Raw genomic sequence first — 14,176 nt, forward strand, 5'->3', positions numbered from 1 at the left:
ATGCGTTTGCTGCAGCACTAAAGGGCGGAAACCCTCTAACACTTAGCACTCATCGTTTACGGCGTGGACTACCAGGGTATCTAATCCTGTTCGCTCCCCACGCTTTCGCGCCTCAGCGTCAGTTACAGACCAGAGAGTCGCCTTCGCCACTGGTGTTCCTCCACATCTCTACGCATTTCACCGCTACACGTGGAATTCCACTCTCCTCTTCTGCACTCAAGTTCCCCAGTTTCCAATGACCCTCCACGGTTGAGCCGTGGGCTTTCACATCAGACTTAAGAAACCGCCTGCGCGCGCTTTACGCCCAATAATTCCGGACAACGCTTGCCACCTACGTATTACCGCGGCTGCTGGCACGTAGTTAGCCGTGGCTTTCTGGTTAGGTACCGTCAAGGTACCAGCAGTTACTCTGGTACTTGTTCTTCCCTAACAACAGAACTTTACGACCCGAAGGCCTTCATCGTTCACGCGGCGTTGCTCCGTCAGACTTTCGTCCATTGCGGAAGATTCCCTACTGCTGCCTCCCGTAGGAGTCTGGGCCGTGTCTCAGTCCCAGTGTGGCCGATCACCCTCTCAGGTCGGCTACGCATCGTTGCCTTGGTGAGCCGTTACCTCACCAACTAGCTAATGCGCCGCGGGTCCATCTGTAAGTGACAGCCGAAGCCGTCTTTCAATTTTGAACCATGCGGTTCAAAATATTATCCGGTATTAGCTCCGGTTTCCCGGAGTTATCCCAATCTTACAGGCAGGTTACCCACGTGTTACTCACCCGTCCGCCGCTAATCTTCGGGAGCAAGCTCCCTCAGATTCGCTCGACTTGCATGTATTAGGCACGCCGCCAGCGTTCGTCCTGAGCCAGGATCAAACTCTCCAATAAAGTGTTTGATATAGCTCTTAAAAAATGTTGTACTATATAGTACGTTTTTGTTAATCGAAATTAACGTTGGCACGCTTGGTTTTGTTTAGTTTTCAAAGATCATTTACCAGTCATTTGCGACTAGGTATTTATCATACCATCAAGAGTTAACGAAGTCAACAACATTTTTTAAAATTATTATTTCAAAATATCATTTAATCATTCTTTTTTGTGGCAGATACCTAGAATAACTGATATTCATTCCATAGTCAAGGTATTTCTTAATAATTTTCATAGAATTCCTAAACAACAAAAAAGCACGGAATGCCCGTGCCTAAATTTATAGCTTTTAATATTTATATGATTGTCCACCATCAATTGGAATAACTGTTGCATTGATGAAGTTCGCTTGATCAGATAGTAGGAACGCTACTAAGTAACCCACTTCTTCCGGTTTACCAAATCGTTGCATTGGATTTGACTCAACGAATTGTTTTCCTACCTCTTCCCAATTGTCAGGATCAATTTGTTTTAAAGAACCTTCAACCATCGGAGTCATAATAGCACCTGGCGCGATTGCTTTTATACTAATTCCAAATTGTCCGTATTCAATTCCGGAGTTTTTCGTTAATCCGACAACACCATGCTTACTTGCTGCATATCCTGACTGATTTCCTACTCCACGGATTCCACCGACAGAAGCAGTATTCACAATTGAACCAAAGCCTTGTTCTTTCATTACTTTTAGCACATATTTCATGCCGTAAAATACACCATTTAAATTGATTGCGACAACTTTATGAAATTCATCAATACCGTAATCCACTGTTAGGTTTTGTTTTCCTTCAATTCCGGCATTATTAAAGAAGCTATCGATTTTCCCAAGCTTTGCTACTGTTTCATTTACATAGTTTTCAACAGCTTTTTCGTCTGAAACGTCAGCAGTGATAAGTATCACTTCTGCATTTGGTGAAACATCTAATACTTTTGATTTTGTTTCATCTAATGAAGCTGAGTTCAAATCAACTAATGAGAGTTTTGCTCCTTCTTTTGCGATTTGTAAAGCAGTTGCTTGACCTAAGCCGGATCCAGCACCTGTAATTAAGACGACTTTTCCATCAAAACGGTTGTTCATTTGATTTACCTCCTTAATAACTTCAATTTACCTGTTGAAACTAACCTATTACCCTTTAAACATTTTGCTCAAAATAGAAGTTTCTTAATTTATTTAGTACATTATTGTGCGGTATACCCGCCATCAACTGTTAACGTATTACCTGTCATAAAGGATGAATCGTTAGATGCTAAGAATAAGACCCCTTTTGCCATTTCTTCTGCTTGTCCTAAACGTTTCATTGGTGTTGCTTCAGCCAATACCTGCTTGCTTTCTTCAGGAATAATTGGGGTATCAATGAAACCTGGGCATAAAGCGTTAACCCGGATGTTTTTTTCGGCATATTCAAGGGCCAGTGAACGTGTTAAGTTCACAACTCCCCCTTTCGCAGCGTTATATGCTGCTGAACCAGGTGAACCAACCAATCCAAACATAGATGCGGTATTTACAATCGTACCCCCGCCTGTTTTTAACATTTCACGAATTGATTCTCGTGCCACTAAGAAGACACCATCCAAATCAACATTTACTGTGTTTCTCCATTCTGAATACTTCAGCTCATGTGAAGGATGGACACGCCCTATCCCCGCATTGTTGAACACAATATCCACTTTACCGAAGGTTTCAACTGTTTGTTTGAAAATATTAACTACTTCTTCTTCACTTGTAATATTTGCTTTAATAAAGAGAGCTTCATCATTAAGCGTTTTCAATTCATTTTCAAAAGCCTTTCCCTTTTCATCATTTAAGTCAACTAATACGACCTTTGCACCTTCTGAAACAAATAGTCGTGCTGTCGCAGCTCCGATTCCAGATGCTCCACCAGTAATCACGGCTACTTTATCTTGTAATCTACCCATTTTACATCCTCCTACTTATATTTTTTTACTATTATGTGTACAATTTAATTCTACTCCTTTGTTTTTGACTAAAAAATCATTAAGATTTTAGGAAATGTCCATTACTTAGACACTTCTATTCAATCTGTCTACTTTGAGCGAGGTTTTTTATGAACACACCATCTCAACGACAAAATCGAACAAAAACACATTTAAAGCAAGCGTTAATTGCTCTTATAAAAGAAGCAGGCTATCATGCGGTAACTGTAAAGGATATTGTCGATTATGCTGCTTATAATCGCAGTACTTTTTATGTTCATTACCAAGACAAAATTGAGTTAGCAGAAGATTTACTTGTGTCTATGCTTCAAGGGTTAGAATCATCAGTGGGCAAACCTTATACACCTGGTCAGAAAAATTATACAGAAAACCTAAAAGCACCATCTTTTCATATTGTTTCGTATATTTATCAGAATAAGGATTTCTTTGAACTCATTAACTTTGATGACACAATTCCAGGACTACATACGCGGTTTCCCCAAACGATCTTAAAAATCTATCGAGAACAGTTTGTGTTTGAAACCATCGACAATATCCCTGTTAATATGGATTATTTTAAGCGTTATACAGCCTATGGTTTTTACGGACTTATTCATAATTGGATTGAAAATGGATTTATCGAGACGGAAGAGGAGTTTATTAGGGAGGTTATTGATCTTACAAAAACACATATTTATTCGTATAAGTATGTTGGGAGAAAATAACGAAAACCACTTATGAGATGGTTTGAACATTTTTCATATTTGACACTTCACCAATGTTTTTCAACTATTGAAGAAAGGCGTGCTTCAAATAGCACGCCTTTCTTTTTTCAATTCTTATTAATGTAATTCGTATGTCTTCTCTTAACAGAGTATAATATTCCGCCAGCTAAAACGATCATTAATCCTAGTAGGATAAGATTAAAGCTGTTTGTTGCTGTATTTGGAAGTTCGTTATCTGCTTGAGATGGAATCGTATTAGATTTTGGTTCGCCTTCAAATACACCATACGTACTGAAGTGATCAGTATACACTGAAACTTCGCCATTTTTGTATTCTCCACCGATTAGTTCCCATTTATCCTCTGCTTCGTTCCAATAATATACTTTTACATTTTTAGGATTTTCAATTTGTTTTGGATCAACCTTAAATGTAAGTTTAACTTTTTCACTGAACGTATGATACACTTTGCCATCTGCTTCAATTGTAAAGTCATAAGCAACTAGTGAACCACTTGCTTTCATTTTCTTCACTTTAATATCTACACTTTCTGCTAATGGAAGGATAGAAGCAGGTATTTGTACATCAACGTTTCCATTACTTACTAAAATTGTTGCTCCAGCAGCTTGTAAAGCTTGAATTTGTTCTTTCGTTAGTGTTAAAGTCGCATTTATTTTATCAACCTCAATAACAACGACTATGCCTTCTTTAAGATCTTCAAGTGCATCTTGATTTACTGTGTACTTGTTTCCTACTTTAGTTACTGGCAGTTTTATAACTTTTCCACCATTTGAGTTGCCTGGATTCTCACCTGGGTTCTCGCCCGGGTTCTCACCTGGGTTCTCACCTGGGTTTTCTCCTGGGTTCTCGCCTGGATTCTCACCTGGGTTCTCACCTGGGTTTTCTCCTGGGTTCTCACCTGGATTTTCGCCTGGGTTCTCACCTGGATTTTCTCCTGGATTCTCACCTGGGTTTTCTCCTGGGTTGTCATTAATATCAACAATTCTACCTTCAACTTCTGTTGGAATTGATTTTAAGCTTACTAGATGATCTCTGAAGTTTTCCCAATCTGATAGACCTAAGTCTGTTACACGGCCTTCTTCATATGCTTTCGCAAAGACATCATAACCATCGCCGCCTTTAGCTGTAAAAGCATTTGTTGCGATTGTATATGTTTCTTCATCTTGAACGTCTACATACTCACCATTTTCATTTAAAAACTTCACGGATACGACACGTTCTCCTGCTGGTTTCGTTGAATCAAATTCCACTTTTCCACCGGCTACGTGTAAGAAACCGCCATTTTCTTCTGGATATTGACTGAAGCTGATTTCAAATGCTTCCTTCAATTCAGCACCAGTTAAATCCATTGTTGCTAATGTGTTCGCAAATGGAAGAACTGTAATAACTTCACCGACAGTGATTGGGCCGGCATCTATTGCGGCACGGATACCCCCACCGTTTTGTAATGCCATAATGACATTCTTTCCAGTGAATGATTTTGCTTTTTCAAGCATTCCATCTGTAATTAAGTTTCCTAAGATAGTTTCATTTTTACGTACACTTGGTTTAGTATTATCTCCGTTTGTACGCGGGTTTTCCAATGCTGCATCAGTAGATACACCAATTTCTTGTTGTGCTACTTGATCTACTTGTTCTTTGAATGGAGCTAGAATTTCTGCAGCTTCCTGGTCTTCTTCTTGATCTTTAATTGGAATGAGTTTTCCTGATTGTGCTACAACTACACCATTTTGGTCAAATTCCACTTTAAGTGAACCCAGATTACTATTGGCATTTCCTGTTTGAACAATAACTGTTGGTGTTTCATCTTGATCTACTACTGTTGGTTCCGTCAACGCTGTATGGCTGTGTCCACCAACAATAATATCAATACCCTCTACTTCTTCTGCAAGGGTTAAATCGTTATCGATGGCCGCATTATCATCATACCCGATATGAGTTAATGCAATAATCTTATTAACACCTTGTGCCTCAAAGTCTTTAACAGATTTTTTAGCTTCTTCAAGGTAATTTTGGAATGCAATTGAACCTGGACTCGAAATATCTTTTGTTTCTTCTGTTGTTAAACCGAAAATACCGACTTTCTCACCATTTATTTCTTTAATGATTCCATTATAAATTTGTCCGTTTTGAACATCAGTTGTCACAAAGTCATTGAACAGACCATTGAATTTTTCATCCTGTGAGAAATCGACGTTAGCACTGACAAACGGGAATTTTGCACCTTGGATAAATTCCACTAATTTCTCATGACCTGCCGCTGATGAACCTAAATCAAATTCATGGTTACCAAACGTCATCGCATCAAAGCCCATTAAGTTCATTAAAGCTAAATCTGCTTCGCCTTGGAATTCATTAAAATACAACGTTCCAGTAAATGCATCTCCTCCATGTAAAAGCAATGCATTTGGATCTTTAGCTCTTTCTTCTTTTACAGCCGTAACTGTTTTCGGCATGTTGTCTAAAGATGAGTGTATATCATTTGTATGAAGGACAGTTAAATCATAGTTGTCCTCTACAATTCGACCTTCAACTTCTGTAGGAATTGAATCTAAACTTACTAGATGATCTCTGAAGTTTTCCCAATCTGATAGACCTAAGTCTGTTACACGGCCTTCTTCATATGCTTTCGCAAAGACATCATAACCATCGCCGCCTTTAGCAGTAAAAGCATTTGTGGCGATTGTGTAAGTTTCCTCGTCTTGAACGTCTACATACTCACCATTTTCATTTAAGTATTTTACAGATACGACACGTTCTCCTGCTGGTTTCGTTGAATCAAATTCCACTTTACCACCGGCTACGTGTAAGAAACCTCCATTTTCCTCCGGATATTGACTGAAGCTGATTTCAAAGGCTTCCTTCAACTCAGCACCGGTAAGTTCCATTGTCGCTAATGTATTAGCGAATGGAAGAACTGTAATTACTTCGCCAACAGTGATAGGTCCAGCGTTAATCGCCGCACGGATACCTCCACCGTTTTGTAATGCCATAATGACATTTTCTCCTGTGAATGATTTTGCTTTTTCAAGCATTCCATCTGTAATTAAGTTTCCTAAGATGGTCTCATTTTTACGTACACTTGGTTTTGTATTATCTCCATTTGTACGAGGGTTTTCCAATTCAACATCAGTTGTGACACCAATCTCTTCCTGTGCTACTTGATCTACTTTTTCTTTAAAAGGAGCTAGAATGTCCGCAGCTTCCTGGTCAGCTTCTTGGTTTTTAATTGGAATTAATTGACCTGTTTGTGCTACAACTACACCATCTTGATCAAATTCCACATTAAGTGAACCTAAGTTACTATTGGCATTTCCTGTTTGAACAATAACAGTTGGTGTATTGCCTTCTTCTACTACTGTAGGCTCAGTTAATGCAGTGTGACTATGTCCACCAACAATTACATCAATGCCCTCTACTTCTTTTGCTAGAGTTAAATCATTATCGATTTGTGCATTATCATCATACCCGATATGAGTTAATGCAATAATCTTATTAACACCTTGTGCCTCAAAGTCTTTAACAGCTTTTTCAGCTTCTTCTAGGTAGTTTTCAAAAGCGATTGAGCCTGGACTAGAAATAGCTTCTGTCTCTTCAGTTGTTAAACCGAAGATCCCAACTTTTTCCCCGTTTACTTCTTTGATAATGCCATTATAAATTTGTCCGTTTTCTACATCAGCCGTAACAGAGTTATTAAATACACCATTGAATTGATCATCTTGTGAGAAATCAACGTTTGCACTGACAAACGGGAATTGTGCACCTTGGATGAATTCCACTAATTTCTGATGCCCTTCAGCTGATGAGCCAAGGTCAAATTCATGGTTACCAAATGTCATCGCATCAAAGCCCATTAAGTTCATTAAGGCTAAGTCTGCTTCACCTTGGAATTCATTAAAATACAATGTACCAGTGAATGCATCACCTGCATGTAAAAGTAGTGCATTTGGATCTTTAGCTCTTTCCTCTTTAACTGCTGTAACAGTCTTAGGCATATTTTCTAAAGATGCGTGTGTATCATTTGTGTGAAGAACAGTTAAATCAAAATTGCCCTTTTCTTTGTTCTTTAAATCAACTTGAATCATAACAGGGTCATGATCAGACGCTTGTCCCTGAGCCTCTGTATAGTTCGCATTAATATGGATCATATCTGCTACTGTGCTATCTACGAGACTATTAGAAACAAGAATATGATCAAGTACTTGGTTGTTACCTTGGAAGAAATAAGAGAAACGGTCATTTGCCGGAACTTTATCTACCATATTTGTTAATACATTACCCTTAAGAATATCGAATGTTTTTGTAAACTCAAAATCATTCATATCCCCAGCAAGTACTACGTTTAAATCTGGATTTTCCGCTAGTCCTTCATCAATGAAATCATTAATTGCCTGTGCCAATCCATGTCGTTCTGCTTCAGAACTTAATTGTGGAGGCTGGTTTGATCCCCATAATGATTGATCTCCACCTTTAGAATTCAGGTGTGTACCAATGACAACCACTCGCTCACCTTTGAACTCAAATTCTGCAGCAATTGGTTTACGTGTATTAGGGAATTTAGCTGGATCAATGACACCTGGATTAAGGGTTAAATGACCATCTTCACTCCATCCATTTGCTTGGGTTCCAGTACCTTTTGTTCCCTCAACTAATGTAACGCGCTCGGGATTATAAAGGTAACCTACACGAATATTCCCACCAGGTGCGCCGCCATTTTCATTATTAACAGGGGCCACATCTGTCCATTTGTAAGCTGGGCCACCAGCTGTTTTGATTGCTTCAATTAAGCGTTGATAACTTTCTGACGCATCTGTGTTACCTGAATTAGTTTCTCCATCATTGTCTTGAACTTCTACTAATGTAATGATGTCAGGAGATTTCATATTTTCTACAAATGATTTTGCAATTCTCGCAACTTTCTCATCTGGTGTATTTGATTTATTATTTGAGAAGTTTTCGATATTGTATGTTGCAACAGTTACTTTATCTTCTGCAGGTTCAATATGTGTTACTTCTGGCTCGATGTTAGACTTGATTACTTGAGGTAATGTATCTTTGTTTGTTAAAAGTTGAAAGCCAGTACTTGAGTAAGAAATAATCCCTACAACATCACCATCAAACATGTCACCTGATTTGAAGTTATTACCTACATTATCTAAAAATATTTTCTCCGGATTATAATCATCAGCAGCAATATTAAGACCGCCTTGATTATTCAACTCATTGTTTGTTGTGCTTTCAACGATGATTGGAACATCACCTGAGTAAGGCGGGCCCACTACTTTTGCATCCGGGAATGAAACACGCATAAATTCTACAGATTCCCAGAAATCAATTCCATCTTCTTCTGGATCAAATGATTTCATTTCATCATTATCAATTACTTTGTTTGGAGGAATGATGTCTTCTCCAACTACTAATGGTTCTGGTAATTCAGCTGTTCCTAATTTCTCAACTACACGTGCGTTAATTTCTGTTTTGGACAGATTTGCACCACCGCCATATTCTTGTACCGTTCCGTCAACTGATACTTTATCTCCAACAGATAGCCCATGTGAAGATTTGTATACTTGGATGGCTTCAGATGTTGTATGATCATTATCGGCATCTTCATCTTGAATAATAAAATTCGATCCGCTAACAACATATGTTACAACACCGGTAATCCCCTCAACTGAAGCGCCTGTATATTCAGATACATGTCCTTTCCCTTGAATATCTCGTATTTTCACGCCTTCAGTATTTAAAATTGTGTAAGAAAAGCTGAATACTTCGCTTACTTCTTCACCGTTAACCGCAATAGCTTTAATTGTTGTTTTTCCAGTATTTAAAGCGATAGGATCAACATATTTTGTACTTTCTACAGTTGGTTCTGAGCCATCTGTCGTGTAATAGATCACGGCACCTTCAATACCCGTTTTCAGTTCTACTTTCGTCCCTGCTGGTACTGTACCTTGAGCTTGTTCGACATACACTGCCGGTTTGTTTACTAAATCATAGCTTTCAAGACCGAAAGTCTTTACATGATATCCATCATTATCAATCGAACCAATTCCTGTTAAATGAATTTTGTCGCCTTCTTTATAATGTTTAATCAGTTCATTGTAATCAGAACCTGTGCGATTATCATGAATAACTCTTACCTGATCTCCTGATTCCGTCTTAGCTTGGAAAATAGCTGTTCCATAGCTATCACTTTCAAGATCAGTAATCATTATATTTTCGAATTTAATCAATTCACCTTGAGTATCCTCATTTACAGCAGTTGGAGCGATAACTTGAGCTTCCGGCAGACTATTACCCGAGGAAATAATCTCCATACTAGTCGGTTGAATCTCTAATTCGTTTTTATATGTTAATAGCTTACCTGTAATTTTTACTTTATCCCCAGGTTGAACATCTTTCGGGCTACTGTATACAAGCATTCCAGCTGTATCGTCTTGCATATAGAACGTGTCATAACCCCAAAGTCCATTCTTTGTTGTAGCAATTCCTTCAATCGTTACTGTATTACCAGCACCAGCTTCACGAGCTGCAGCAACAGTTATTGCTTCTACTGGTGCCTCAGGTTCAGTTGGCTCTTCCGGTTCGGTCGGCTCTTCTGGTTCAGCTGGTTCCTCTTCTGATTGATATTTCCCTAGATTAGAAAACGTATCTTTCCCTAAGTTAGTCCATTCCTTCGCAGGATCAAATGCATCGTTAATAATTGTATCCCCTGCTAAAATATTGCCATTTCTAACTAGTGATACATCTGCAAGGATATTATCCACTGAACCGACTTGTCCAATAGAATCAACAACAGCCCCATCTTTCTTTAGCACGATTTGATCGTTGCCATTGAAATTAATGACATTTTTGCTTTCATCCATATAGTCGGTTACAGCAACAATCGCAGCATTTGCATCTGCACGGGAAATGACGTATGTATCGCCTGGGGCAAGCTTACCCTCTAACGGTAAAACCTTATCCGTCGTCGTTGTTCCTGTTGTTGCAGTTCCACTATTATTATAGTGTTCAAGAGAATATTTACTTAAATCAATTTCGGTACCTGTACCATTGTATAGCTCAATAGCCTTGTTAAAACTAGAGCCCTCAATATATTCCGAGATAATTAAATCAGTAGCTGTTCCACTTTCAGCCTGTACAATCGTATTAGCCGCAGGTGAAAATAAGCCTACAAGTAAAACAAACACCATGACAATACTGGCACTCTTTTTATACCTTCTTTTCATGTTTCTCCTCCTTTTTGCAACTTTTTAGGGAAATATGCTGTCGAAACGGTTTATGATGTTAACTATGAGTACGAAGAATTCAAAACGCTAACTCTCACAAGAAAACGCATGCAATCATTTAATTGCTCTAAGTCTTGAAATACCGCATCCACCTCATTTTTTTAAAATGATTGAGTTTAAGATTCCTTTACAAAGGGTATCAATTAAATCGTTTCAAAATCATTATATAACGACTCAACAAACTCTTCCCTGTCAAAATTTTATCGTCCGACTATTAACCTAGTATTAAGTCATTGTAAAATTTTGACGAATTTTTAGCTTTTTTAACGATAGAATTGTGTATTCTAAAGTATTAAGCATTAATAGAGTTGCAGTCTTATATAAAAAAGCTATCTAGATCATTTCTACTACCAGAAATATTTTTGATAGATTTTACCTATTCATGTTAGTTCTAAGAGTCTAAAATTTCACGCTAGTTGTAACCTAACATTACATAGTTTTTATAACCTCATTATTTTACAAAGGGATTTTCGAGAAATAAAAAAACCCTCGCAATAGAAGGGTTCGACTCATATTTCATTTATAAAATTTCCTGCGATCTACAGGTTGTGGCGGTTGCTCCATCCATCCCCGCTCAATCATAAGCTTTTGTCCTTCGTCACCATACTTTATTACCTCTGCAATAAAAAGAGAATAATGTGCCGCTACATCTTTTCTCATCGAGAAAGACAATGCATCTCCAAGTGCGGAGATAGCAACTTGATTTGAAGTACTAATGATAAACAGTATTAATTTTTCAGAAAAAGGGGAAACAGTTGAATTCGTGACCTCCAGAGGTAGTAGGCTTCCGATAAAATGGTCATTTGTTTTTAAAAACTTGTTAAATGTGTCCATTTGTTTTTCGGCCAATTTTTTTCCCTTTATTAAGTAGTCTTTTATTTCCTTATCTTTAGTCACCTGAATGAATCCCATCAATAGAATGAACCCGATGGTATTTCTTTCGATTTCAATAAAAAGCTCTGTTATTTCTAATGTATTTAGTGGTCTTTTTTCACCAAACCAGGCATTTAGTAATGACGGTTCATGTTCAATGAACTCGATATTTTTTGGATATTCAATAGTTGGCGGCCTATCGAGTATTCCCTTCGTGAGCATAAGGTTTAATGATTTCCTATGTATTTCTGTCTCACGATAAAGACAATCTGAGAAAAATTGATAAATATCCATTCTAGTCACTCTAGTAAGTGTACTCGCATAATGAGGAATGATCACCTGCCCTCCACGATAAACAAAGCTTAATGCAAATAAGTCAGTGTATAGTGCCGGGACTGATAAATCAACATCTTTATCTGAAAACCCCTTTGGAATCGGAAACTGTTCCTGCTCAAAAGTTGATTCAATTTTTCCGATAATATCTTCAACCAAAACCACAACTTCCTCAATAATTGACTTTATCTCAGCATCCTGAAGATAGGTAAGAAAATGTTTATAAAAGCATCTTACTGCTGTGTTTTGAATATATGTTTTCCAAAGAGTTGCAATTTCGGCGGTGGTTAATTTTATATCGCTTTTCTCCATGCAACAACTACCCCCTTGTCACTTTATCAAGGAATAGTATTTCTTTATATGGTTAAAATTATGAATGAATGGCCTCTGCTTAATGTGAAATAAAAGGAGCTTTATGAATATACTTGGTGTTTTCTACATGCTCCATAATAAAAGTCGCTATGTCTCGATTGGTAATTTTCGTACCAGGCATGTCTGTAAGGCTTTCCTTTATTTTCTTTGTCTTTAAAGTATCCTTCACAAATGGCAATCGAATCAGGGTCCACTGGATATGTTTATCTTTGGATAAAAGTTCCCATTCTGCCTTTTTATCTTCCATCATTACCGGAAATATAAGTTCAAACAGCTTTGCACCAAAACGATTTAACATCCTTTTATTGTCACCGCTGATCGTAAGAGAACCACCAGAAACACCTATATAACGAGTAATAGTTAATTCTGTCATTACATCAAGGATATTTTTCGTTACCTGACTATATATAGGTTTTTCCTTAGTTGGTTGACCAAATGTATTAATAACGACTTTACAATCACTAAGCAGTTCTCGAATATTATCTATCTCTTGTATTTGTCCTTGAACGAATTCTATTTTGTCATGTTTATACGATACTCTCTCCGGATTCCTTACGAGCATACGTACTTGATAGCCTTGCTGTATCGCCCTTTTCGCAATATGACGTCCTACAGTTCCTGTTCCTCCAATAATAGCGATCTTATAAGAATGGTCCATAATATACCTCCAGCTGGATATGTTACTTGATATACGATCCATTCCGCCAGAGGTTTCCTAAAATTAACATTTCCTCAAAAGTTGATGTTCAATTTCCTACTCTTCACCAGCCGTTAAATCAAATTAAAATTCTCAAGGAATATCCCGCTCTCCAGGTAACTGTTGAGTTTCTCGCCTCCAAGTTACACTCTTTTGGTTCTCATTCAACGGTCAGCAATAAATCATTTTCCCTGTTTTTAAGGATTCAACGACAACGACATAGTTGAGCTTCGGCTAATTAGTAGCACAAGAAATCTTCAAGACTTTTAAGATCACATCTATTGCTTTTAAAAAGCTAGAATCATCTAAAATTTTGGTTTGAAAGACCAGATCCCTTGTTCCAATAACTCAACAATTTCTTTCACATCATTTTGACTCTAATTTGTGATTGAGCCTTTATGTATGGATTATTCTCTATATTTGGGTTAAGATCTTTTTTTGTTGTTGTTTTTCTTTTTCTTTTTCTTCTTCTTTTTATTGCCTACGTATTGTTACACGACACGCGGACGTATCTTCCAATCTTCATATTCACATAAAGATCACTAACTTCCTTTTTGGAATGACTTCCGAAGCATACGAAATAAAAGGTGTCCTTTGGACAGGGTTTCACCACCTTCACGGTTATCCTTCTCCATATTTTATGAGCGAGTTCTCTATTTTCAGCATCATAATAAAACAATTTATCCTCCCCGATAAATCGTTCCAATTTCGACTTCATATAATCAATCAATAATTTCAAATGCACAAACTTTTTCCTCAAGGGATTCATGAGTATATAGAGGTAAAATAAAATATCCGCAAAGCCCATCTCTCCTACTACAAACAGATCTTCCCAAAAATAAGTACACACCATTCTGTATTTTGTCATTTTTTCATTACAACCCTTTCTTTTTAAGGTAATGGTCTTCTCACAGACTATATAGAGTTACATGCAGGAAGAGGACTGTATATTTCCTGTAAAGTTGTGAACATATTGTGACAAATTGTTGTATTTATTATCTAAAGGCATTTTGGCATA

At 37.6% G+C, this 14,176-nt stretch carries 6 protein-coding genes and 1 rRNA gene (1 of these 7 only partly in view); 1 reads left to right on the forward strand and 6 read right to left on the reverse strand.

Annotated features, from left to right (window positions below; genetic code table 11):
• From AC0L8O_RS19600 to AC0L8O_RS19610, 3 genes are all read right to left on the reverse strand, one after another.
• Nucleotides 1-877, reverse strand: a 16S ribosomal RNA gene (locus AC0L8O_RS19600); it reaches 673 nt to the left of the window's first position.
• A 328-nt stretch (nt 878-1,205) separates the two neighbouring features.
• Entirely contained in the window at nt 1,206-1,991 is a 786-nt protein-coding gene (locus tag AC0L8O_RS19605) for an SDR family oxidoreductase (protein WP_473444722.1), read from the reverse strand.
• A 101-nt stretch (nt 1,992-2,092) separates the two neighbouring features.
• Nucleotides 2,093-2,830, reverse strand: coding sequence for an SDR family NAD(P)-dependent oxidoreductase (locus tag AC0L8O_RS19610; protein WP_473444724.1), 738 nt, complete (start codon nt 2,828-2,830; stop codon nt 2,093-2,095).
• 149 nt (nt 2,831-2,979) lie between these two features.
• Between AC0L8O_RS19610 and AC0L8O_RS19615 the strand changes: the two genes are divergently transcribed.
• Nucleotides 2,980-3,573, forward strand: coding sequence for a TetR/AcrR family transcriptional regulator (locus tag AC0L8O_RS19615; protein ID WP_473444726.1), 594 nt, complete (start codon nt 2,980-2,982; stop codon nt 3,571-3,573).
• Nucleotides 3,574-3,680: 107 nt separating this feature from the next.
• Here AC0L8O_RS19615 and AC0L8O_RS19620 read toward each other — a convergent pair whose 3' ends face one another.
• The 3 genes from AC0L8O_RS19620 to AC0L8O_RS19630 form a co-directional block, all read right to left on the reverse strand.
• The gene (locus AC0L8O_RS19620; RefSeq protein WP_473444728.1) at nt 3,681-10,823 is read right to left on the reverse strand and encodes a 5'-nucleotidase C-terminal domain-containing protein; all 7,143 of its coding nucleotides are present in this window, start codon (nt 10,821-10,823) and stop codon (nt 3,681-3,683) included.
• Between the two features lie 576 nt (nt 10,824-11,399).
• Entirely contained in the window at nt 11,400-12,401 is a 1,002-nt protein-coding gene (locus AC0L8O_RS19625; protein WP_473444730.1) for a DUF3231 family protein, read from the reverse strand.
• 79 nt (nt 12,402-12,480) lie between these two features.
• Nucleotides 12,481-13,119, reverse strand: a complete 639-nt coding sequence (locus AC0L8O_RS19630; RefSeq protein ID WP_473444733.1) for an NAD(P)-dependent oxidoreductase — start codon at nt 13,117-13,119, stop codon at nt 12,481-12,483.
• Nucleotides 13,120-14,176 lie beyond the last annotated feature (1,057 nt).

This window comes from Metabacillus sp. KJ11-3, from assembly GCF_055808295.1.

Bases quoted from the DNA above. Each gene is read 5' to 3' on its own strand.
- AC0L8O_RS19605 (WP_473444722.1), bottom strand. From the start codon at position 1,991: ATGAACAACCGTTTTGATGGAAAAGTCGTCTTAATTACAGGTGCTGGA.
- AC0L8O_RS19610 (WP_473444724.1), bottom strand. From the start codon at position 2,830: ATGGGTAGATTACAAGATAAAGTAGCCGTGATTACTGGTGGAGCATCT.
- AC0L8O_RS19615 (WP_473444726.1), top strand. From the start codon at position 2,980: ATGAACACACCATCTCAACGACAAAATCGAACAAAAACACATTTAAAG.
- AC0L8O_RS19620 (WP_473444728.1), bottom strand. From the start codon at position 10,823: ATGAAAAGAAGGTATAAAAAGAGTGCCAGTATTGTCATGGTGTTTGTT.
- AC0L8O_RS19625 (WP_473444730.1), bottom strand. From the start codon at position 12,401: ATGGAGAAAAGCGATATAAAATTAACCACCGCCGAAATTGCAACTCTT.
- AC0L8O_RS19630 (WP_473444733.1), bottom strand. From the start codon at position 13,119: ATGGACCATTCTTATAAGATCGCTATTATTGGAGGAACAGGAACTGTA.